Source organism: Caballeronia arvi, from assembly GCF_001544695.2.
Taxonomy (GTDB): domain Bacteria; phylum Pseudomonadota; class Gammaproteobacteria; order Burkholderiales; family Burkholderiaceae; genus Caballeronia; species Caballeronia arvi.
On the sequence record NZ_FCOM02000004.1, the window covers coordinates 156,573 to 176,411 of the forward strand.

The 19,839-nt window shown below is 62.5% G+C and carries 22 protein-coding genes; 6 read left to right on the forward strand and 16 right to left on the reverse strand.

The window, feature by feature from the left end; translation table 11 throughout:
- Nucleotides 1-7 precede the first annotated feature (7 nt).
- The 3 genes from AWB74_RS07005 to AWB74_RS07015 are packed head-to-tail and all read right to left on the reverse strand — an operon-like array spanning nucleotide 8 to nucleotide 1,940.
- Nucleotides 8-391, reverse strand: coding sequence for a nuclear transport factor 2 family protein (locus tag AWB74_RS07005; RefSeq protein ID WP_061146055.1), 384 nt, complete (start codon nucleotides 389-391; stop codon nucleotides 8-10).
- Nucleotides 392-424: 33 nt separating this feature from the next.
- Nucleotides 425-799, reverse strand: coding sequence for a DUF3331 domain-containing protein (locus AWB74_RS07010; protein ID WP_061146056.1), 375 nt, complete (start codon nucleotides 797-799; stop codon nucleotides 425-427).
- A gap of 7 nt (nucleotides 800-806) precedes the next feature.
- Nucleotides 807-1,940 carry a porin gene (locus tag AWB74_RS07015; protein ID WP_061146057.1) on the reverse strand — a complete coding sequence of 378 codons (1,134 nt, stop codon included), beginning with the start codon at nucleotides 1,938-1,940 and terminating at the stop codon, nucleotides 807-809.
- 423 nt (nucleotides 1,941-2,363) lie between these two features.
- Here AWB74_RS07015 and AWB74_RS07020 point away from each other — a divergent pair, with 423 nt between their 5' ends.
- A complete protein-coding gene (locus tag AWB74_RS07020; RefSeq protein WP_061146058.1) occupies nucleotides 2,364-2,921 on the forward strand; it encodes a 4-hydroxylaminobenzoate lyase in 558 nt (185 codons plus the stop codon).
- Nucleotides 2,922-3,024: 103 nt separating this feature from the next.
- On the opposite strand, the gene AWB74_RS07025 is transcribed toward AWB74_RS07020, so the two are convergent.
- From AWB74_RS07025 to AWB74_RS07060, 8 genes are all read right to left on the reverse strand, one after another.
- Complete coding sequence (locus tag AWB74_RS07025; protein WP_061146059.1) at nucleotides 3,025-3,606, reverse strand: ProQ/FinO family protein; 582 nt, start codon at nucleotides 3,604-3,606, stop codon at nucleotides 3,025-3,027.
- Between the two features lie 140 nt (nucleotides 3,607-3,746).
- Nucleotides 3,747-5,105, reverse strand: coding sequence for an MFS transporter (locus AWB74_RS07030; RefSeq protein WP_061146060.1), 1,359 nt, complete (start codon nucleotides 5,103-5,105; stop codon nucleotides 3,747-3,749).
- 236 nt (nucleotides 5,106-5,341) lie between these two features.
- Nucleotides 5,342-6,316, reverse strand: coding sequence for a LysR substrate-binding domain-containing protein (locus tag AWB74_RS07035; RefSeq protein ID WP_061146061.1), 975 nt, complete (start codon nucleotides 6,314-6,316; stop codon nucleotides 5,342-5,344).
- A gap of 4 nt (nucleotides 6,317-6,320) precedes the next feature.
- The gene (locus tag AWB74_RS07040; protein WP_061146062.1) at nucleotides 6,321-7,070 is read right to left on the reverse strand and encodes a gamma-glutamyl-gamma-aminobutyrate hydrolase family protein; all 750 of its coding nucleotides are present in this window, start codon (nucleotides 7,068-7,070) and stop codon (nucleotides 6,321-6,323) included.
- The gene (locus tag AWB74_RS07045) at nucleotides 7,067-8,290 is read right to left on the reverse strand and encodes an NAD(P)/FAD-dependent oxidoreductase (protein WP_087038874.1); all 1,224 of its coding nucleotides are present in this window, start codon (nucleotides 8,288-8,290) and stop codon (nucleotides 7,067-7,069) included. Before AWB74_RS07045 ends, AWB74_RS07040 begins: the two co-directional genes overlap by 4 nt.
- A 4-nt stretch (nucleotides 8,291-8,294) precedes the next feature.
- On the reverse strand, nucleotides 8,295-8,618 hold the full coding sequence (locus AWB74_RS07050; protein WP_061146063.1) for a 2Fe-2S iron-sulfur cluster-binding protein: 324 nt from the start codon (nucleotides 8,616-8,618) through the stop codon (nucleotides 8,295-8,297).
- Between the two features lie 26 nt (nucleotides 8,619-8,644).
- Entirely contained in the window at nucleotides 8,645-10,081 is a 1,437-nt protein-coding gene (locus AWB74_RS07055) for a glutamine synthetase family protein (RefSeq protein WP_061146179.1), read from the reverse strand.
- A 61-nt stretch (nucleotides 10,082-10,142) separates the two neighbouring features.
- A complete protein-coding gene (locus AWB74_RS07060) occupies nucleotides 10,143-11,459 on the reverse strand; it encodes an aromatic ring-hydroxylating dioxygenase subunit alpha (protein ID WP_061146064.1) in 1,317 nt (438 codons plus the stop codon).
- A 329-nt stretch (nucleotides 11,460-11,788) separates the two neighbouring features.
- Between AWB74_RS07060 and AWB74_RS07065 the strand changes: the two genes are divergently transcribed.
- Nucleotides 11,789-12,520 carry a GntR family transcriptional regulator gene (locus AWB74_RS07065; RefSeq protein ID WP_061146065.1) on the forward strand — a complete coding sequence of 244 codons (732 nt, stop codon included), beginning with the start codon at nucleotides 11,789-11,791 and terminating at the stop codon, nucleotides 12,518-12,520.
- On the opposite strand, the gene AWB74_RS07070 is transcribed toward AWB74_RS07065, so the two are convergent.
- Nucleotides 12,515-13,150 (reverse strand): TetR/AcrR family transcriptional regulator, encoded by a 636-nt coding sequence (locus AWB74_RS07070; RefSeq protein ID WP_061146066.1) that lies wholly within the window; start codon nucleotides 13,148-13,150, stop codon nucleotides 12,515-12,517. The two genes, AWB74_RS07065 and AWB74_RS07070, sit on opposite strands and share 6 nt — an antisense overlap.
- Nucleotides 13,151-13,236: 86 nt before the next feature.
- Here AWB74_RS07070 and AWB74_RS07075 point away from each other — a divergent pair, with 86 nt between their 5' ends.
- Nucleotides 13,237-14,352 carry an MBL fold metallo-hydrolase gene (locus AWB74_RS07075; RefSeq protein ID WP_061146067.1) on the forward strand — a complete coding sequence of 372 codons (1,116 nt, stop codon included), beginning with the start codon at nucleotides 13,237-13,239 and terminating at the stop codon, nucleotides 14,350-14,352.
- A 2-nt stretch (nucleotides 14,353-14,354) separates the two neighbouring features.
- Here AWB74_RS07075 and AWB74_RS07080 read toward each other — a convergent pair whose 3' ends face one another.
- Nucleotides 14,355-14,984: a CGNR zinc finger domain-containing protein gene (locus AWB74_RS07080; RefSeq protein ID WP_061146068.1), complete on the reverse strand. Its 630-nt coding sequence runs from the start codon at nucleotides 14,982-14,984 to the stop codon at nucleotides 14,355-14,357.
- Between the two features lie 133 nt (nucleotides 14,985-15,117).
- Here AWB74_RS07080 and AWB74_RS07085 point away from each other — a divergent pair, with 133 nt between their 5' ends.
- From AWB74_RS07085 to AWB74_RS07095, 3 genes are read left to right on the forward strand one after another with little or no spacing between them, the layout of a single operon-like run.
- Complete coding sequence (locus AWB74_RS07085; protein ID WP_061146069.1) at nucleotides 15,118-15,972, forward strand: alpha/beta fold hydrolase; 855 nt, start codon at nucleotides 15,118-15,120, stop codon at nucleotides 15,970-15,972.
- A gap of 45 nt (nucleotides 15,973-16,017) precedes the next feature.
- A complete protein-coding gene (locus AWB74_RS07090; protein ID WP_061146070.1) occupies nucleotides 16,018-16,989 on the forward strand; it encodes a zinc-binding alcohol dehydrogenase family protein in 972 nt (323 codons plus the stop codon).
- A gap of 14 nt (nucleotides 16,990-17,003) precedes the next feature.
- Entirely contained in the window at nucleotides 17,004-17,774 is a 771-nt protein-coding gene (locus tag AWB74_RS07095; RefSeq protein ID WP_061146071.1) for an SDR family oxidoreductase, read from the forward strand.
- 18 nt (nucleotides 17,775-17,792) lie between these two features.
- Here the strand turns inward: AWB74_RS07095 and AWB74_RS07100 are convergent, their stop codons facing one another.
- From AWB74_RS07100 to AWB74_RS07110, 3 genes are all read right to left on the reverse strand, one after another.
- The gene (locus AWB74_RS07100) at nucleotides 17,793-18,653 is read right to left on the reverse strand and encodes an NmrA family NAD(P)-binding protein (RefSeq protein WP_061146072.1); all 861 of its coding nucleotides are present in this window, start codon (nucleotides 18,651-18,653) and stop codon (nucleotides 17,793-17,795) included.
- A 137-nt stretch (nucleotides 18,654-18,790) separates the two neighbouring features.
- Nucleotides 18,791-19,144: a hypothetical protein gene (locus tag AWB74_RS07105; protein ID WP_061146073.1), complete on the reverse strand. Its 354-nt coding sequence runs from the start codon at nucleotides 19,142-19,144 to the stop codon at nucleotides 18,791-18,793.
- Nucleotides 19,141-19,827 carry an RNA polymerase sigma factor gene (locus AWB74_RS07110; protein WP_061146074.1) on the reverse strand — a complete coding sequence of 229 codons (687 nt, stop codon included), beginning with the start codon at nucleotides 19,825-19,827 and terminating at the stop codon, nucleotides 19,141-19,143. Before AWB74_RS07110 ends, AWB74_RS07105 begins: the two co-directional genes overlap by 4 nt.
- Nucleotides 19,828-19,839 lie beyond the last annotated feature (12 nt).

Below are 19,839 nucleotides of genomic sequence, written 5' to 3' on the forward strand. Positions count from 1 at the left end.
ACACCGCTCACGCAATCCGCCGAACCCACTGGCTGCGCCAGGCCGGCGCCTCGAAGCCTTCGCAGAAGTACTGAGTCTCGTGAACGACCTTGTTGTCGTGGAATTTCATGATGCTTACCGTATAGGCGGTGCTCCCCTTATACGCGATCGTGTATTCCGTAATCCAGAGATTGCCCGCTCCTTGCATTCGCCTGACTTCGAAGCCCGATGGTTTGTCCGGATGATGACCGCGCAACTGCTGCAAATTCGTTCGTCCGTGGATGCGTTCGTTCGATTGCGGATAGTCGCAGATGACATCGTCCTCGTAGATGTCATGTTCCGCATCGAGATCGCCATCCGCCGATGCGCGCCAGTGAGCATCCAGCGCTTCACGTATCGTCTGTTCGTTCATGATTAACCTCCGTATCCATAGCCTGCCGGATAGTCATGAGGATACACGCCTCGAAGTACGACGAAGGCTCGCCGCCGCGATCATCGCGCCGGCGTTGCCTGGCTGGGTCAGTCCCTTGCGCGGGCTGAACACTTCGTCGCCTGCCTCGATCGGCAGCCCCGTCAGCACGCACGTTCCTGCGTTGCGCGCGCATCTCACGCGCCACGTCTGATAGCCGTAGTGACCCGTGCTCGCATCGCACCACGAGACGGTGAGCGTGCGCGTCGTCGGCTTGTCCAGCACGCGCACGACAGGCTCGCTGCGGCCGTCCCAGCAGCGCGCCGGATAGCATGTGTTCCGTACTTCGCGAACGCCCTTGCCGATATCCTCGACGGTTCGGAGCCATGCATCGATGTGCTTGTCCGCCATCTTTCGATCAGAACGAATGCCTCACGCCGACGATCGCGCCCAGTTGCCCCATGCCCGCCGCGGGTGTCGTGCCGCCGCCGCCCGCGCTCACCGAAAAGCGCGCTTTCGCGCTGTTCCACAGATACGCGACGTTGCCATACACGGCGGTTCGCTTCGACAGGAAGTAGGTTGCGCGCAGACTCGCCAGCGTGGCGCGCGTGTCGTGTTGCTGGACGATCACGCGATAACCTTCGCCATCGATTGCCAGTGCGGGCGTCACGAAGTACTGGGCGCCGAGATAGAAAAGATTCGAACGCACGCTGCCGCCCGCTCCGTCCGACTCCACGCGACGGCCGATCCATCCGCCACCGATTTTCACGCCCATCACGTTCACATAGCCGTTGGCCTGCAGACGCGCGTCCTTGTCGCCGCTCGACGCGATGGAAAATGGCGCAACGCCGTCGAAAAAATTCGCGCGCGCATTCGTGCCGCCGTGTTGCTCGTCGTAAGCGGTGGCGACGCCGAAGTACGTGCCGTCGTATTTGAGCATCGCGCTCCATTCGCGGCATTGGCTCGCGTCGCCGGGCACCGGTCCGAAACACGTGCCCTGCCCCGGAGAATTGCCGGTCCCTGTGCTGTCGCGGCCGAACGAATACGATCCGCCGACCGTCACGCCATAAAACTTGCCCTTGTACGCAACGGTGTTATCGCTTCTTCCGTTCGGGATGAACGCATCCAGCGCGCCGATGCCGTAGATGTCCGGCCCGAGGATATCGGCGTCGAGCATGGCCCAGTACGTCATCGTGTATTGACGCCCGAACGACAGCGTGCCCCACGGTCCCTCCAGACCGACGAACGCTTGCCTGCCGAAGAGCCGCCCGCCCTGGCCCGAGTCGCCCGCGCGCACGTTGAATCCGCTTTCGAGCACGAACACGGCCTTCAGCGCCCCGCCCAGATCTTCGACGCCGCGCATGCCCCAGCGCGACGGCACTTCTCCCGTGATGCCGGGCATGCGCACGACAGAATCTCCCGCCGCGTTTGCGTGCGATACATATTCGACGCCCGTGTCCATCACGCCATATAGCGTGACGCTGCTTTGCGCGAATGCGGAAGCACTGCACAACGCTGCTGCGATCGATACCGCGATTCGGCCGTGTTTCATGAACGCTCCTGTGTCTCCATTGATTCGTTCGGATGACGAATCTTTTGTCGATGGATGAAACTATCGCGGCGAGCTTAGAGACTGGGCGTGAAACGGGCAACAGCGAACGAGTGCATTCCCGCCGATCGCAGGGCCGGCCAAAAGACGATGTTGCTTTCCATGTGCGCGTCTGGATGCGATCTCTTTCTTCGAAGAAGGAAATCGCGAGAAAAACCACCACGAAATGCCCGGCACACATCGCGCAGGAAAGGTATTCAATCCCTTCTTGAATCAAATCGATGTAACGCCTGCCGTGCATGTCGGCATCGCGTGAGTTGCACCGCGTTCAAGTTTTCATTGCAGCAACTTCGCTTCTGATGCGTGAATCCATGTGGCATCTTGGGCGCACGCGTGAATCGACACGCAAGCCAAGGAGAAGAAGCGATGTCCCCGAATCAAACCACACGAACCAGCAAGGAAGAACTCGTCGCGCGATGCCTGCCCTTTCTCGAAGAGGTCAGGGACATGACGACGGACACGAACATCGAGCAATGGCTCAACACGAAATACGGCGTCGATAGCGCGCTGTACAAAGAGTTGGCGCGACTCATCAGGCAAGGCGTCGAAGAAGGATGGGCCGCGGATGTCGAAATCTCCGGACCGCGATACCGGCGCGCGCGGCTCGTCGCACCGTGCCCCGAAACGTTCTACTTCAGCATCACGGCCGTTCTGATGGACAGCACGGGCAACCAGCAGAACAATCCCGAAGGCAGCTTTCGCGGGGATTATCACGCGCATCCGTACGGCGAGTTCAACATGGTCGTGCCGCTCGACGACGGTGCAGCGCTCGCCGGTCCGAACGGATGGTGTCATGGCGGCTGGACCGCGCCCGCGCCGGGAAGTCATCACTATCCGGAAGCAAAAGACGGCGCCGTGATCGCGCTGTTCTTTCTGCCCGCGGGACGAATCGCTTACGATATCGAGCCGCCGCCCCGGCATTGAGATAGCTGTCGCATGCTCGCGCCCGCCAGCATGCGAAACAAAAAGCAAAAACAAAAGCCGCGCGTCAGTCGAACTGTGCGCGGCGTATTGCGTAACTTGCAGCTTATTTACTGGCTTCTTTGCTAGGTTCTTCGTCCGGCTGCTTGCCCGGTTCCGCGGGTTTCGGCGACGAAGCCGCGCGCGCTGCGCGGTTCGTTTCCAGATACACCGCGCGCGCCGCATCCGCCGACGACACTTCACCCGCATTGCCGCCCGCGAGATCGATACGCGGCGCGCCTTCGACGAGGCTCGTCCAATAGCGGTTGCCCCGGCACCAAACCTTGATCGCGCTGCGCAATTCCCGCTCGTTCAGACCGAGTTCCTCCGCGTGCTTCATCAGATCCTCGAAAATGCCGACCTTCAGCGGCACCTTCGGCGCGGGATTCTTCGGGAAAGCAAGCGGAAAACGCTTTTGCAGCTTGCCTATCGTATGCACGACAGGATCGACCGGTTTCGACGCAGTTTCCGGTTTCGGCTGACGCGGCGGTTTCGCCGCAACGCCCGGTTTGGGCTGCGGCGCCGGTTTGGACGCCGCCGCTGCTGCCGGCGCCGGACGCCGTGCGCGTGGCGCCTTTTTCTTTGCTGCTTCGTTTGCAGCCTGTTTCGCGAGTTGCTTTTTCAGTCCGGCGAGTTGTTCGAAACCCATCACATCGTGCCCGTGGAAAAACGTTGCGCAATTTTACCAGCCTCCGATGATCGCTTCCCGCGGGTATATCGCACATTCGAGCCGCCGTCGTTTATTCGAGCATGAACGTTCGGAAATCGGCGGCGGCTCGTATGGCGTCGTCAATGCGCGAGCGGCTGTCCATCCGCGACTTCGGGGACGACGCGACGGCTCGCCACCTGCTTGAGCAGTAACGCGATGCACGAGGCCGCGCCCGCCATCGCCACGACGGTGAAGATGCCCGAGAGGCTCATCTGTTGCCGCGACAACTCCGCGACCAGAAACGAGCCCGCGATGCCGCCGAAGCGTCCGACGCCCAGCATCCACGCGACGCCCGTGCCGCGGCCAGACGTCGGATAGAACGCCGCCGCGAGCGCCGGCATCGATGCCTGAGCGGTGTTCACGAGCACGCCCGCGACGAAGACCGCGCACACCAGCAGGCCGACATTGCCGATCGCCTGTCCGATCGCGCACACGCTCACCGCGCCGAACGCATACGCGGCCGCCACGACGCCATTGGGATTGAAGCGGTCCATCAGCCAGCCGCACAGCACCGCGCCCGCGCCGCCGAGCGGAAAGAGCGCGGAAATCAGCGCCGCGCGCTGCGGGTTCAGTCCGGCGTCCCGCAGCAACACGGGCATCCAGTTGATCAGGCCATAGAAGATGACGAGTCCCATGAAGTAGCACAGCCACAACATCAGCGAGCCGAAAATATACGTGCGCGACAGCACGACACGCGCCCCGCCCGTGCCCGCTTCCCGCGCGGCGCCCTCGCGCATCACGAATGATTCCGCCGATGCGGCCTGCGGCGCGATGCGCGTCAGCACCTTCCGGATACGCTCGACAGGCTTCTTCTTCGACACCATGTATTGAATCGATTCCGGCAACGCGAGCACGAGCATCACCGTCAACAGCAACGGCACCGCGCCGCCGAAATGCAGCACGGTGCGCCAGCCGAATTGCGGAACGATCCAGGCCGCGAGAAATCCGCCGAACGCGGCGCCGAGCGGAAAGCCGCAAAACATCAGATTGACGATGGTCGCGCGCCGGCCGTTCGGGCAGAACTCGCTCATCAGCGTGACCGCATTGGGCATCGCGGCGCCGAGTCCCACGCCGGTCGCGAAGCGCAGCGCGGTCAGCTCCGTGAGATCGCGCGCATAGCCTGAAACGAGGCACGCGAGGCCGAATATCAGCACGGCCGCGATCAGCACGCCGCGCCTGCCCCAGCGGTCCGCGAGCGGCCCGGACAACACCGCGCCACACGCGAGCCCGAAGAGCGCCGCGCTCAGCACGGGCGCCAGAGCCGCTTTGCTTAAGTGCCATTCGCCGACGAGCGAAGGCGCGATGAAGCCGATCGCGGCGGTATCGAAGCCATCCATCAGCACGATCACGAAGCACATCGCGAAGACGAGCCATTGATAGCGTGAAAAGCGGTGCGCGTTGATGAGCGCCTGAACATCGACGACCTTTGTCTCTTCCATGACATCCTCTCTTATCGACGGGCGCCCAGATTAAGAGCGCATATCCGGGCGAACAACCCGGCAAGTTACGAACGAGCAGCGCGCAGCGCGAGCGAGCGCCTTGCGACGCCATTCGCGATGTCACCTTTTCGAATGAAAAAGCCCTTGTTTCAGGGACTTTCGACGACGTTCACGCGCGCACGCTCATGAGCGCGAACGCAGTGAATCCTTTGCATGGCGATGATGAATGCCGCGCATCAGCGGCATCGCACTTGCCGCGAAACATCGATGAGTTGCTGCCTGAGCCATTGCAGCCCGGGATCGGCATCGTTGCGTTCGTGCCAGACGGCGCGCACGGTCGCATCGGGACAGGCGTAAGGCGTCGCACGCATGTTCAGCTCGCCATTGCGCGCGAGCTCGCGGCCGATCGACGACGGCACCAGCGCGAGCATGTCGCTATGACGCAGCAGCGCGGGAATCGCGAGCGAATGCGCGACGGCCATGCGCACGCGCGGCACGTCCGCGTGATCGGCGAAGCCTCGATTGAGCGCTTCGCGGTCGAACATTTCCGACTGCCGCGCAAGCCCCCGCTCGACGATGAAGCCGCTCACCGCGCCCTCTTCCTCGCCGCCCTGCGAAACCGCGACGAGCGGATACGTCAGCAAATCGTCGTGCGTAAGCGGCCGGTCCGCGGCCGGGTGCTCGCGATTGAGCAGCAGCGCGTCGGTCTGTTGCCAGACATCGATCGAGCGGAACCGCCGCGGCATGTCGGCGAAAATACCGATCGCGACATCGATGCGGCCCACGTCGATCTGACCCGCGAGATCGAGCCGCGTCGACGGCCTGACGACGATATCCACGAGCGGTGCTTCGGCGCGCAAACGCTGGCTGAGCCGCCCGAGCAAGAGCGCCGTGATGTAGTCGTTGGCAGCCAGCACGAACGTGCGTTGCGCAATGGACGGATCGAACTTGTCGACACCGAGCGCCGCCTTGATCTGCGCGAGCGCGCCGCGCACCTGTGTGGCCATCGCGAGCGCGCGCACGGTGGGTTCCATGCCTCGGCCGGTGCGCACGAAAAGATCGTCGCCGAGCACGTCGCGCATGCGTCCGAGCGCGTGACTGATCGCCGACTGACTGAGATTCAGGCGCTTGCCCGCGAGCGCGAGATTGCGATCTTCGAAGATTGCGTCGAAGACACGCAGCAAGTTGAGATCGATGCGATCGGCCGACATGGCATCAAACTCCCTCGCGCGTGGCGTAGCGCCTGCAACTCGCGCCGAACGCTTCGAACAGCGCGCGCGACAGCGCATCGCCTGCGACCATCGCTTCGGGATGCCATTGCACGCCGAGCGCGAACGCGTGGCCATCGAGACGAATCGCTTCGATCAGCCCGTCCGGCGCGCGTGCCTCGACGGCGAGATGCGGCGCAAGCTGCGCCACGCCCTGACGATGCAGCGAATTCACGCGCACACGCCGTGCGCCGCCTGCGAGCTTCGATAACGCGCCGTCATCGACGAGCTCGATTTCATGCCGATAGCGATAACGCGTGAGCAGATCTTCGTTCAGGTTCTCGAGATGATCTTCCGAATGCCCCGACGCATGAATGTCCGGATGCAAGGTGCCGCCAAACGCGACGTTCATCTCCTGAAAGCCGCGGCAAATGCCGAGAAATGGCATGCCGCGTTCCGCTGCGCCGCGCATCAGTTCCAGCGCGACATGATCGCGGTCGGGATCGACGAGCATGTCGGCGTCGGGCACGCCGCCGTACAAGCGCGATTCGACATTCGACGCACCGCCCGGAAACAGCAGGCCGTTCACGCCATCGAGATAGTCCGCGACCGACTCCACGTCGCGCGATGCGGGAATCAGCACGGGACTGACCTGCGCGCACGTCATCAACGCGCGGACATAACTTTGCTTCGCACTATGCACATCGTGCTCGCCGACAAAAAACCGGTCGCACACGACACCTACCAGCGGCTTCATTGCATGACTCCCTTCAGATCGAACGCCGCATCTTCCGCTTCGTGCGGAGCGACACGCGCGCCGTTCGCGAGCAGCTTGCGCGCGAGCATGTGTTCCTGCGGCCGATTGATGCTGTCCACTGCGATCAAGGCATCGTCGCGAAAGTAGAAGACCGAAAACTTCTTCTCCTCGACAGTGCCGCGCAGCACATGATGCGTAAAGCCCGTGTTGATGCCCGCCATTTGCAGCTTGAGATCGAATTGATCGGACCAGAACCACGGCACCGCGCGATACGGCTGCGGCCGTCCCGCAATCGCGAGCGCCGCGATCTTCGCCATATCGTTCGCATTCTGTACCGACTCCACGCGGCACGCGCGCGCGTCCATGCTCCAATGCGGCACGAACGCGGCGCAATCGCCCGCGGCGACGATGGCCGGATCGCTCGTGCGCGCATGTTCATCGACGACGATGCCGCCCGCCACCGTCAGGCCGCATTCCGCCGCGAGCTCCGTATTCGGTATCACGCCGATGCCGACCACGACGAGATCGCAGGGCAAGTGCGTATCGTCATCGAGCACGACGGACACCGCATCGTTGAGCGCCTGCAGCGCGACGACCTTGCGCCCGAACGCGAACGCGACGCCGTTATCCGCGTGCAGGCGCTGCATGAATGCCGACATCCACGGCGACGCGACCCGCGCGAGCAGACGCGGCTCCGTTTCGACGACGGTCACGTCGATGCCCTTCTGACGCAGCGAAGCCGCCGCTTCGAGACCGATATAGCCGCCGCCGATCACCACCGCACGCCGTGCCGCGCATGCGCTTTGCGCGAGACGGCGCGCGTCGCGCAGATCGCGCAGATAGTGCACCGCATCGAGCGTCGCACCGGGACAATCGAGCTTGCGCACGCGCGCGCCGGTCGTCAGCGCAAGATGGTCATACGCGATGCGCGCGCCGCTTTGCAGTTCGACTTCACGGCGCGCGCGATCGATATGCGTCACGCGCATCGACGGCATCCATTCGATCTTCTCTTCGTCGAAGAACGCTTGCGAGCGCAGCGGCAAGCGCGCTTCGTTCAGGCTCCCGGTGAGAAAGCCCTTCGACAAGGGCGGGCGCTGATAAGGCGCGTCGGGTTCATCGCCGATGAGCACGATGCGTCCGTCGAAGCCGGATTCGCGCGCGGCCGCCGCGAGCTGGACACCCGCGTACGATGCGCCGACGATCACGAGCGAGCGATTCATGATTTCACCCTTGTCTTTGCGGAATCTGCACGACGAGCCCGCTCAGCGCGGCGCTCATCACGAGCTGGCAACTGAGACGGCTTTCGGGACGGCGCTCTGCTGCAACGCCATCGAGCAATTCGAGTTCCGAGTCATCGGGCGATGGGAGATCCGCCGTCGATGATGCATCGATATAAACATGACACGTCGCGCACGACAAACAGCCGCCGCATTCCGCATCGATGCCGCGCACGTTGTTGTGAATCGCGGCTTCCATCACGCTCGTTCCGTCGGGCACATCGATGTCGCGCCGCTCACCGTCGCGCAGGATATAGGTAACCATAGGCATATCGTTTCTCCTTTGTGAGCGCGCCGTCAGAACGCTTCGAAATATTCGCGATGTTCCCACTCGGTGACTTCGAGATTGAAGCGATCGATCTCCGCCTGCTTCAGCTTGCAGAAGTAATCGACGAACGCGCTGCCGAAGCCTTCGCGCAGGCATTCGTCGGCGCGCAAGGCATCGAGTGCATCGTTCAATGTGCGCGGCAAGGGTTCGGCTTGCGTTTCATACGGCGTATCGGCGGAAGGCGGCAATTCGAGTTTGCGTCGAATGCCGTCGAGACCCGAAATCACTTGCGAGCCGAAATACAGATACGGATTTGCTGTCGGCTCGCCGACGCGGTTCTCGATGCGGCTCGCAGGATCGTTCACGCCGCCGAGCACGCGCAGCATCACGCCGCGATTGTCGCGTCCCCAGATTGCGCGATCGGGCGCGTTCGAATAAGGGCGATAGCGCCGATAACCGTTGATGGTCGGCGTCGATAACGACGTCGCGCCTTGCGCGTGCGCGAGCAGGCCCGCGAGATAGCGCTGCCCGGTCATCGAAAGAGGTTGCGAATCATCGTCGGGCATGAATGCGTTCGTACCGTCGCCCGTATGCACGAGCGACTGATGCAGATGCCACCCGCTCGACACGACATTCGGAATGCGCGGGCGGCACATGAACGTCGCGTGATAGCCGTTGCGCTGGCAGATCTGCTTGACCGCGCTGCGAAAGAGCACCATGTCGTCGGCGCTTTTGATGCCCTTCGTCGGCGCGAACGTGAACTCGAACTGGCTCGGGCCGTATTCCACTTCCAGCGAACGGACGTCGAGGTTGAGTCCTTGCATATTGCGCCGGAGCAGTTCCATGACGTCATCGACGGCGTCATAGCGCAACTCCGTCAGATATTGATAACCATGCGACAGCAATTCGACGTCGGGCGGCAGGCCAGGCTGGCCCGAATGCTCGGGTTTCATGTGCGGATCGGTGACCTTGAAGACATGAAACTCCACTTCGAGGCCCGACACGAAGTCATAACCGTGATTCGACAGCTGATCGAGCGCGCGGCGAAACAAATGCCGCGTGCTGAACGGCACCGGCAGGCCGTTGGCGAAATGCACATCGCACAGCACCCAACCCGTATGCGGCGCCCACGGCAACACGCGAAACGTTTCGGGGTCGGCGATCATCAGCGTGTCGCATGCGCCCTGCATCTCGGACATGCCGAAGCCGCCGCCCGTCGTGAACACCGGAAACACCGTGCGATGCGAGGTGTCCTTGGCGAAGAGCGTCGTCGTCAGCGTGACGCCGCTTTTCATCGCCTTGATCGCTTCGTCGACGACGAGTGTCTTGCCGCGCAGCAAGCCGTGCTGATCGGGAAACGAGAAACGCACCACCTTCACATCGCTTTTCTTCAGACGTTCGACGAGCCCGGCATACGCGGCATGCTGCGCGTCCGTCCACAAACCATGAGTCTCTACGAAAGACATATTCGTTCCGCGCGGCGACTTGATGCGCCGCGCGCTCCATTCAGGTTGCAGGTCGGTTCGTTCAGGCTTTCGGCGCGGGCCACGGCGCATTCACGCGGCGCTTCACGTCCGATTCTTTCCAGTATTCGTCCCAGCGGTCCGCGGGTCCGATACCGTCGATCGACGCCGGTCCCGTCAGATGCGCGGCTTGTTCTTCGTCGATCAGCATCAGCGTCTTTTCGCCCGCCTGCGTTTTCTCGATCGCATCGACGAGCAAGCGGCGATACGCGATGATGCCCTTGTCCGTCGTGCCGAGATGTTCGCGCGTGCGGTCCTGAATCGCGCCTTGCGATTCGACGGCCCATTGATCGTGCACGTTGATGTCGAAGCCCATGCCCGTGTAGGTCTCGCTCAACTGCTCGCGCGGATCGAAGCCGTAGTTGTTGCGCTTGTTCTTGCGCGACGTGTAATCGGGCAGCTCGTACAGTTCGAGGCGCTGCTCGCGCATTTGCGCTTTGTCGGTCGGCGCGCCGAAGCTCGTGAAAATCGCATACCAGTAGCAGTTTTCATCGTCGACGGGCACGTGCCATTGCGTGATCGTCATCTCCGAGCTCATCGGAATCACGAAGGCTTGCGGGAACACGACATTGGTCACGCGCACGTGCGTGTTCGCATCGTCGAGGACGCGCTTCGCGATGAGACGCAGGCCGTAGTCTGCCGGGCTCACGAGAATCTCCGGCGATTCGAACTCGCGCAGCACCTTCGTGATCGGCATGTTCGAATCAGCCGACGCGCCGCGAAACTGCTTGCCATAACTTTCGCTGACGTCCTCGTCTTCGAAGAAGCGATGCAGAAATGACGCATGCGCCGGATCGATGCCGACTTCGAGCGCTTGCAGCCAGTTGCATTCGAACAGGCCCTTGAACGCGAAGGTGTACGCATCGGGCGCGGCGAAGCAATCGAAGTTCGGAAACGCGGGCGGCTCGTCCTTGCCGATATAGCCGAACAGAATGCCGCTCTTCTCGATGACCGGATACGCCGACTGACGCACCTTGTTGCACAACGTGCTGCCGACGGGTTCGCCCGGCGTCGAGAGGCAGCGCCCGCTGGCGTCGAAGAGCCAGCCGTGGAACGCGCAGCGAATGCCGCCGCCTTCGAGACGGCCCGCCGCGAGATCGGCGCCGCGATGCGGGCAGTCGCGATCGAGCATGCCGTAGCGGCCCGCTTCGTCCTTGAACACGACGAAATCCTGACCCATCAGGCGCACGGCCTTAACCGGACGATCGGCGGGCAGCTCGTCGACGAGCGCGACCGGTTGCCAGTACCGGCGAAGCAACTGGCCTGCGGGCGTGCCCTTGCCGACACGGGTGATCGTCTCGTTTTGCTGCGAACTCATCATGGCTTTGTCTCCGGTTCAGATGTATTCACAAGGCGCGCTGCTGTATGCAGCCGGCCGTTGTCTTGAGGCGGAGAATAGACTTTCGAGTGCAAATGTACAAATAATGTATGCAGCACGCTAGTGCGTTAATTACGGAGCCATCACTACATACTGTTGTTTTTAAACGATTTATAACGTTTTATCGGGATTATCCCTAAGCGGCACCCGACGGCCGTTTTAGGGCTCTTTGCATACACACGAAAACATTTCCTTCATGGACAGCCGGAAAAGCAAGCACAGGAAGCGTGGCTTCGCCTAGAATCGTCGACAGCGGCGAACGGAGAGAAAGCATGGAAACCCAGCAAGAACGCGTATTGGTCTACCTGCGCGACCTGATCCTTAAAGGCGAATTCGCGCCCGGCGAACGTCTTGGCGAAGTCGCGCTCGCCGAGCGGCTGAAGGCGTCGCGCACGCCGGTGCGGCTCGCGCTTACCACGCTGGAGCAGGAAGGTCTCGTCGAACCGTCGCCGGCGGGCGGCTATGTGATGCGGCGCATCACCGCCGCCGAAATCGCCGATGCGATCGCGGTTCGCGGTCATCTCGAAGGCATGGCCGCGCGTCTGGTTGCCGAGCATGGCGTGCCGCGCCAGCTATCGAACGCGCTGGCGGAATGTTTGCGCGCAGGCGACCGGCTGCTCGCGAAGTCCGAGCTCGATCTCGACGACTACGCCGCCTACACCGACATGAACAACCGCTTTCACAAGCTGATCGTCGAGGGATCGGGCAATGCGGCGCTGATGCGCGCCATCGACATGAACAACCGCCTGCCGTTCGCCGCCGCGAGCGCAATGCTGCCGATGCAGTCCGCCATCGAGGAAGGACGACAGTGGCTTTTCATGGCGCATCAGCAGCATCACAGCCTCGTCGATGCGCTGGAGCGCGGCGAAGGCACGCGTGCGCAGGCGCTTGCGACCGAGCACGTACAGATCGCGCAGAAGAATCTCGCTTATGCGCTGGAACGTCCGGAAGATTGCGTGAAGCTCGCGCCTGCGTTGCAGCTCGTGGCGGAAGCCGTTCTATAGACGTTTCGGCGTGGGGCGTTCATAACGCGCGAGGAACATGTCGGCGGCCGCTTCCGCCACTTTCTTCTGCTCGTTCTTCGTGAGCGGCGGCTGGCCCATCGTCACTTGCGGCCAGAAGGCGAATCCCTTCACGATGCCATGCAACTGTTGCCCGGCGAAAACCGGGTCCGTGACGGCGAGACGGCCATCGGCGGCGGCCTTTCTGATCCACGCGGTCACGTCTTCCTCGCGCTCGCCGATGCGCGCAACCATGTCCCGCGCGCGCTCGGGCGAATGAATGCCCGCCGCGATCGCCACGCGCGCGAGCGACAGAAAAGCATCGTCATTCATAAGTCGCAACTTGCGCGTCAGCAAGGCGAGCAATTGCGCGCGCAGCGGTTCATCGGCGCTATAGACCTCCGTATCGCCGGTCGCGCTCGCATCCCACAGACGATGCAGGATCGCGGCGAACAGCGCTTCCTTGCTCTCGAAGTGGTTGTAGACCGTGCGTTTCGACACACCCGCGCGCGCGGCGATGCGGTCCATGCTCGTCGCGTCGTAGCCCGCCGCGATGAACTCCTCCACGGCCGCGTCCACGATCGCGGCGCGCTTCCGGTCGGTCAGGCGTTGGGGAATGTCGTTCGATTTCATGCGGGGATTTTACACCGGTCAGTTTACTTTAATCTCGAAATTAAACTACACTGTTCAGTCTACTTTCTGCGCAGAGATCACGTCCCATGACTTCGATTGCCGATCGCCTCAGCCGTGCCCTGGGTTTTGCCGCAGCAAAACGCGGACGTGCGTTGTCAAGCGCGTCGCCGCAACATGATGGCGCGCGCTTTCGCAACGTGAAGCCGCGGCCCGTCGAAGGCTTCGGCAAGACCTTGCGCATCATCTGGAACGTGCTGCTGAACAAGCCGCGCAATACGGTGCCGGCGCAGGCGCCCATCGTCGATACGCTCACACGCGAGCAGCTCGATGCCGCGCCGGATCGCAGTCTCTATCGTCTCGGTCATTCGACGATGCTCTTCAAGCTGCGCGGCGAATACTGGCTGACGGACCCGGTTTTCGGCGAGCGTGCGTCGCCGTTCAGGCGCGTCGGACCGAAGCGTTTTCATGCGCCGCCCATCGCGCTCGACGACCTGCCGCCGTTGCGAGGCGTGATCCTGTCGCACGATCACTACGATCATCTCGATCGCGACACCGTGCTCACGCTCGCCGCGACGACGCAGGTCTTTCTGACGCCGCTCGGCGTCGGCGACCGATTGATCGAATGGGGCATCGACGCCGCAAAGGTGCGTCAACTCGACTGGTGGCAGAGCGCGCAGATCGATGGTCTCTCGTTCACCGCGACGCCTGCGCAGCATTTCTCCGGCCGCAGCCTCTTCGATGGCAACAGCACGCTATGGGCGTCGTGGGTTATCGTAGACGATGTATTGCGCGTGTTCTTCAGCGGCGACACCGGTTACTTCGACGGCTTCAGGACGATCGGCGAGCGCCTCGGCCCGTTCGACGTCGCGCTGATAGAAACCGGCGCCTACGATGCGCAATGGCCGTACGTCCATATGCAGCCCGAGGAGACGGTGCAGGCGCATATCGATTTGCGCGGACGCTGGCTCGTGCCGATCCACAACGGCACGTTCGATCTCGCGATGCATCCGTGGCAGGAGCCGTTCGAGCGCGTGACGGGGCTGGCGCTTGCGCGCGGCGTCGCGGCGGCGACCCCGCGCATGGGGGAAAGGCTCGATCTGGAAGCGCCGCATCGCGGGGAGCGCTGGTGGCGTGAAGTCGCCGAATCGCCGAAGCCGAGTTCGTTTCGCTTTTGCGCGTCGCGCGCGGAGGGCGCAAAGTAACCTTACCCGCTCTTCCCTTCCCGGAGCCGCGCCCGATGCGCGGCCACCTTCGCGCGATTGCCGCATATCGCCATGCTGCACCATCTGCGCGCATGACCGCGCGTGTGATCCGCGAAAAGCAGCGTGCATTTCGGGCCTTCGCACGCTTTCACGTAAGTGAAGTCCTCTTCGCAGACGAGCTTCGCGAGCGCTTCCACGATCGGCATCAACAGTGATTCGGCAGTCGGCCAGCGACGCTGCATGCCGAACGCGAGACCGCTCGCGGCATTCGCATCGGCGACGATCACGCCGTGCCGTTCATCGCGCTGCAACACCTGATTGAGCGGCTCCAGCTCGCTCAAATCCTTCGCCGACAGCGGCCTTCCTTTTCTCTTCTGCACGAACGCGCGAAACCACTCGCGCAGACCGCGCGCCTTGGCCGCGATCTCATCCAGCTCCGCGGGCGTGGCTTTCGAACGCATGTGCGCGAGCACGTCGACAGGCACGAGACCCGCCTGTTCGAGCCATGACAGCAGGCCTTCGCCGTCGCCGATCCAGTCGACGGGCTCATCGACCGGCGTCGCGATCGAATTCAGGAAGTCGAGGCCGGGCGCGTCGGCCAGAAAAATCGCCGGGAGGGGTCGGTAGTCCATTTTCGATGCAGCCGAGTTTCTACGATGGCTCAATCGTAACCGCTAAAAATGCTCTTGACAAGTTACGGAACTCGTCTGTAACCTTCATTTCATGCTTTTAACGGTTACACGGTCTCACCACGGAGAAACGCCCATGTCCACCATCGCTCATCGTCATATCGACGTCGACGGCTTCGAGGTCTTCTATCGCGAAGCCGGCCCCGCCGATGCGCCGAAGCTGCTTCTGTTGCACGGCTTCCCGAGTTCGAGCCATATGTTTCGCGATCTGATTCCGTTGTTGTCGGAGCGCTTTCATATCGTCGCGCCCGATCTTCCCGGCTTCGGCCTTTCCGATATGCCGGACCGTGACGCGTTCGCCTACACGTTCGAGAACATCGCGAACGTGATCGATCGCTTCACGGAAGTGATCGGCTTCGATCGTTATGCGGTCTACGTCTTCGACTACGGTGCGCCGACCGGCTTTCGTCTCGCGCTGAAGCATCCCGAGCGCATCACGGCGATCGTTTCGCAAAACGGCAACGCGTACGAAGAAGGACTGAGCGACGGCTGGAATCCGATCCGCGCGTACTGGCAAGCACCCACGCAAGCGAACCGCGATGCGCTGCGCGCGCTGCTCACGAAGGACACGACGAGGTGGCAATACACGCACGGCGTCGCCGACGTCACCGCGATTTCCCCCGATGGCTATTCGCTCGACGACTACTACATGAACCGTCCGGGCGCGCATGACGTGCAGCTCGATCTCTTCGGCGACTATCGCAGCAACGTCGCGCTGTATCCGGCTTTTCAGGCGTATTTCCGCGAGCATCGTCCGAAGTTCCTCGCCGTGTGGGGCAAGAACGATCCCTTCTTCCTGCCGCCGGGCGCGGAAGCATTCAAGCGCGATATCCCCGATGCGGACGTGCGCTTCTTCGATACGGGCCACTTCGCGCTCGAAACGCACGCGGCGCAGATCGCGGCGGCCATCATCGAATTCCGCGCTCAGTAACACGCGGCTTTCGTCACCGCGCTCATCCATCCAAGGAGATACATCATGCGTGCAATCGTGCTCGAAAAGTTCGGCGGTATCGATAGCCTCGTCTATACCGAGATTCCGAAACCGGAACCGCTCGAAGGACATGTCGTCATCGAGATCAAGGCGTTCGGCGTCAATCATGCCGAGATGCACATGCGGCGCGGCGAATGGGCCGAAGCCGCGAAAGTCAGCGGCATCGAATGCGTGGGCATCGTGAAGTCGTGTCCGGGCGGCGAATTTCCTGTCGGCGCGAAAGTGGCTGCATTGATGGGCGGCCTCGGGCGCACGATCAACGGAAGCTATGCGCAGTTCACGCGCGCGCCGGTTTCCAATGTGGCGCTGATCGAATCCGATCTTTCATGGGCCCAGCTTGCCGCGATTCCGGAAACCTATGCGACCGCGTGGACCTGCCTCTTTCGCAACCTGGAGATCGAGCAAGGGCAAACCGTCGTGATTCGCGGCGCGACTTCATCGTTCGGACAGGCAGCCGTGAATCTCGCGGTGAACGCGGGCGCGAAGGTCATCGCGACGACGCGCAGCCGCGAACGCTTCGCGAAGCTCGAAGCGCTGGGTGCATCGCGGGTCGAACTCGAAGCGCCGGACCTGAGCAAGCGTATCGCGCAAGCGAAAGAGATCGATGCCGTGCTCGATCTCGTCGGCAACAGCACGATTCTCGATTCGCTCGCGATGCTGCGTCGCGGCGGCCGCGCGTGTCTCGCGGGCTGGCTCGGCGGCCTCGCTCCGATCGCGGACTTCAATCCGCTCCTGCAAATGTCGAGCGGCGTGCATCTGACTTTCTTCGGCAGCTTCGTGTTCGGCACGCCGGGCTTTCCGCTTTCGGATGTGCCGCTGCAAGCCATCGCCGCCGATGTCGCCGCGGGACGTTTCGACGCAACGCCTTCGCGCGTGTTCTCTTTCGATGAGATTCACGAAGCGCATCGCGTGATGGAAGCCAATGCAGCGAATGGAAAGATGGTCGTCGTTCATTGAACCGGAGAGCAGACATGTCCACAAAAGTAGCTGTCGTCACGGGTGCGAGTCAGGGCATCGGACGTTCGACCGCGATCCGTCTCGCACGCGATTTCGATTCGCTCGTGCTCGTCGCGCGCAATCGCGAGAATGTCGGCGAAACGGCGCGTCTGGTCGAAGAAGCCGGGGCAAAGACGCTGACGATCGATATCGATCTCGCAAGTCCCGAAGCCGCACAACAGGTCGTCGATGAAGCGCTCGCCGCGTTCGGGCGCATCGATGCGCTGCTGAACATCGCGGGCGCGGTGCCGCAGATCGATCTCTTCGACATGACCGATGCGCAATGGGACGCGGGTCTCGCATTGAAGCTGCACGGCGCGCGGCGGCTGACCGTCGCAGCGTGGCCTGCATTGAAGGAAGCGTCGGGATCGGTCGTGCTGATGTCGGGCAACTCGGCGTTGTTTCCGAAGGCGCCATACGCGGCTGTCGGGACGATCAACGCAGCGATAGTCGCATTGGCGAAGGCGTTTTCCGATCGCGGCATTGCGGATGGCGTGCAGGTCAACAGTGTATTGCCCGGACCGGTGATGACGGGGCGCAGGCGCTCGTATCTCGAACACTGGGCGCCATTGCACGACATGACAGTCGATGAAGCCACCGCGCGCTTTCCCACGGAAGCCGGCATCGCGCGCTACGGCACGCCCGAAGAGATCGCGGAGCTGATGGCGTTTCTCGTGTCGCCCGCCGCGAAATGGATGACGGGCAGCACGCTGAGGATGGACGGCGGCGAAGTGAAGTCCGTGTGACGCTCGCTCGCCTGACGCCTAGCGCGCGACGAGCTTGCGGATCACATCGACGAGCGGCGTCGTGCCCTTCACGATATCTTCGCGGCGCCCTTCGAAATCGATCCATCCTTCGTTGAAGCCGTCGAGCATACGGATACGCGGCATCGGATGCTTCATGCCCTGACTCACGAACAGCGGCTCCCAGGAATCGCGCGGCACCGGCTGTGCGCGCACGGGTTGGCCGAGCACTTGTGAGAATGTGACGGCGATATCTTCGGGACTCACGCGTTGCGGTCCCTCCAGTTCGACGACGCGTGCGCCCGCCCAGTCTTCCTGCAAGAGCTTCGCCGCAAGACGGCCGATATCGTCGGTGGCGATCATCGGAATCGCGCGATCGAGCGGTTGCAGGAAGGATCGAACGATGCCTTCGTTGCGCGCGGCATCGACGTCCCACGCGCAGTTCTCCATGAACCAGCCGGGACGTAGAAAAGTGACCGGGATCGCTTGCTTGCGAAGCGCGTCTTCCAGCAGCGTGCGCTGCGTCAGAAGATTGCTTTGCGTCGCCTGAGCGCCGATCGTCGACAGGCACACGATCTTGCGCGGCCTTGCGCGTGCGATAGCCGCGATGATGGCATCGATCACGCCCCGCGCTTCGGGAAATCCGGGCGCGGGATCGAATTCCGGCGGCGGCAGCAGGAACACGCCTTGTGCGCCTTCGAACGCGCTCGCGAGCGCATCGGCGTCGGTCATATCGGCGAGCGCAACGTCACAGCCGCGTGCCGACCAGTGCGCGCCCTTCTTCTCGTCGCGCACGACCGCGCGCACGGGCTTGCCTTGCTGCAACAGTGCATCGGCGAGCGCGCCGCCGACTTGTCCGGTGATGCCAGTGATGACGTACATGGTCCGACTCCTTATGCAATTCGTTTGACTGCGACGGATTGCATGTTAGAGCGCGGACCGATGCGGAAAAATGGCTTCCCGGTTATGTGATTGATGACGCGATGTCATTGATCACGGCGTAACGATGCCGGAACATCTCAATGCCCCGGCCCGTTCTGTTCGATGCAGCTCAGCACCAGCGTGCTGTTCACCCCGGCTTCGGGGCTGAGCATCGCAGTGTGAAATTCGCTGTCGGTGCAGCGCCAGTCGGCCTGCAGGTCTTTTCTGCAAACGCGCGTGGCGTCGCTGATGCGGGTGCGGTCCGGCACGTATTCGCAGGTGTCGAGGCCATCGCATTGACGCGTGAGATCGCGCGTCGCATTGCCGCCGGGCGCGCCGCAATTCGCGCCATACGTTCCGGAAACGACCGTGATCGTCCTTGCGTGAGCGTCCGCAACAATCGCAAGCACGACGATTCCCGCTATGACGCAAGCCCGCCGAAATCCAGTCATGGCGTCCTCCTGCCGGATATCTTCGATAGTACGCTCGCGACGATCCGGTCGCACTGTGCGCCGCCGAATTCGAACACGTCGCGCTCGGCGAGATCGAATGCCTGCGCAAGCGATTCGCGCAACATGCTTCGCGCGCGAAAGTGACGGCTGCGCACTGTGGCCTCGGGAATGTGGAGGCACAGCGCAGTCTCCTCGACGCTCATTTCTTCGATCGAACGCAGCACGAACACCATGCGAAAGAGCTCGGGCAGTTCATCGAGCTTGCGTTCGAGCAGCGCGCGGACCTGGGCGCGCGCGAGCGCTTCATCGGGTGCATCGTCGTCGTGCGCGGTCATTGCATCGGCATGTTCGATGGAGTCGGGCGCGTCGACGATCGGAATCACGTTCTGACGTCGCGCGGTACGTCGCAAGCGCGCGAAACATTCATTGAGCACGAGCCGCGAGAGCCACGTAAAAAGCTTCGCATCGCCGCGAAACTGGCTCATCGATCGGTATGCGTGCAGATACGCGTCCTGCAACGCGTCCTCGGCTTCGGCGTCGTTGCGCAAGGTCGCGCGTGCGAGCCGATAGAGACGCCGGTTATGCCGGCGCATCATGAGTTCGAACGCGCTGCGATCGCCCGCGACGATGCGATGAACTAGGCTCAGATCGTCATCTGTCTGGATTGGCAAGGGCTCGCTCATCGTGGCCTCATC

What these genes read in the sequence shown, in the direction of transcription:
- AWB74_RS07040 (WP_061146062.1), bottom strand. Translation starts at nt 7,070, where the DNA reads ATGAAGCCGCTGGTAGGTGTCGTGTGCGACCGGTTTTTTGTCGGCGAG.
- AWB74_RS07025 (WP_061146059.1), bottom strand. Translation starts at nt 3,606, where the DNA reads ATGGGTTTCGAACAACTCGCCGGACTGAAAAAGCAACTCGCGAAACAG.
- AWB74_RS07060 (WP_061146064.1), bottom strand. Translation starts at nt 11,459, where the DNA reads ATGATGAGTTCGCAGCAAAACGAGACGATCACCCGTGTCGGCAAGGGC.
- AWB74_RS07075 (WP_061146067.1), top strand. Translation starts at nt 13,237, where the DNA reads ATGACTTCGATTGCCGATCGCCTCAGCCGTGCCCTGGGTTTTGCCGCA.
- AWB74_RS07100 (WP_061146072.1), bottom strand. Translation starts at nt 18,653, where the DNA reads ATGTACGTCATCACTGGCATCACCGGACAAGTCGGCGGCGCGCTCGCC.
- AWB74_RS07090 (WP_061146070.1), top strand. Translation starts at nt 16,018, where the DNA reads ATGCGTGCAATCGTGCTCGAAAAGTTCGGCGGTATCGATAGCCTCGTC.
- AWB74_RS07020 (WP_061146058.1), top strand. Translation starts at nt 2,364, where the DNA reads ATGTCCCCGAATCAAACCACACGAACCAGCAAGGAAGAACTCGTCGCG.
- AWB74_RS07045 (WP_087038874.1), bottom strand. Translation starts at nt 8,290, where the DNA reads ATGAATCGCTCGCTCGTGATCGTCGGCGCATCGTACGCGGGTGTCCAG.
- AWB74_RS07070 (WP_061146066.1), bottom strand. Translation starts at nt 13,150, where the DNA reads ATGAAATCGAACGACATTCCCCAACGCCTGACCGACCGGAAGCGCGCC.
- AWB74_RS07055 (WP_061146179.1), bottom strand. Translation starts at nt 10,081, where the DNA reads ATGTCTTTCGTAGAGACTCATGGTTTGTGGACGGACGCGCAGCATGCC.
- AWB74_RS07035 (WP_061146061.1), bottom strand. Translation starts at nt 6,316, where the DNA reads ATGTCGGCCGATCGCATCGATCTCAACTTGCTGCGTGTCTTCGACGCA.
- AWB74_RS07110 (WP_061146074.1), bottom strand. Translation starts at nt 19,827, where the DNA reads ATGAGCGAGCCCTTGCCAATCCAGACAGATGACGATCTGAGCCTAGTT.
- AWB74_RS07050 (WP_061146063.1), bottom strand. Translation starts at nt 8,618, where the DNA reads ATGCCTATGGTTACCTATATCCTGCGCGACGGTGAGCGGCGCGACATC.
- AWB74_RS07015 (WP_061146057.1), bottom strand. Translation starts at nt 1,940, where the DNA reads ATGAAACACGGCCGAATCGCGGTATCGATCGCAGCAGCGTTGTGCAGT.
- AWB74_RS07010 (WP_061146056.1), bottom strand. Translation starts at nt 799, where the DNA reads ATGGCGGACAAGCACATCGATGCATGGCTCCGAACCGTCGAGGATATC.
- AWB74_RS07095 (WP_061146071.1), top strand. Translation starts at nt 17,004, where the DNA reads ATGTCCACAAAAGTAGCTGTCGTCACGGGTGCGAGTCAGGGCATCGGA.
- AWB74_RS07005 (WP_061146055.1), bottom strand. Translation starts at nt 391, where the DNA reads ATGAACGAACAGACGATACGTGAAGCGCTGGATGCTCACTGGCGCGCA.
- AWB74_RS07080 (WP_061146068.1), bottom strand. Translation starts at nt 14,984, where the DNA reads ATGGACTACCGACCCCTCCCGGCGATTTTTCTGGCCGACGCGCCCGGC.
- AWB74_RS07105 (WP_061146073.1), bottom strand. Translation starts at nt 19,144, where the DNA reads ATGACTGGATTTCGGCGGGCTTGCGTCATAGCGGGAATCGTCGTGCTT.
- AWB74_RS07030 (WP_061146060.1), bottom strand. Translation starts at nt 5,105, where the DNA reads ATGGAAGAGACAAAGGTCGTCGATGTTCAGGCGCTCATCAACGCGCAC.
- AWB74_RS07085 (WP_061146069.1), top strand. Translation starts at nt 15,118, where the DNA reads ATGTCCACCATCGCTCATCGTCATATCGACGTCGACGGCTTCGAGGTC.
- AWB74_RS07065 (WP_061146065.1), top strand. Translation starts at nt 11,789, where the DNA reads ATGGAAACCCAGCAAGAACGCGTATTGGTCTACCTGCGCGACCTGATC.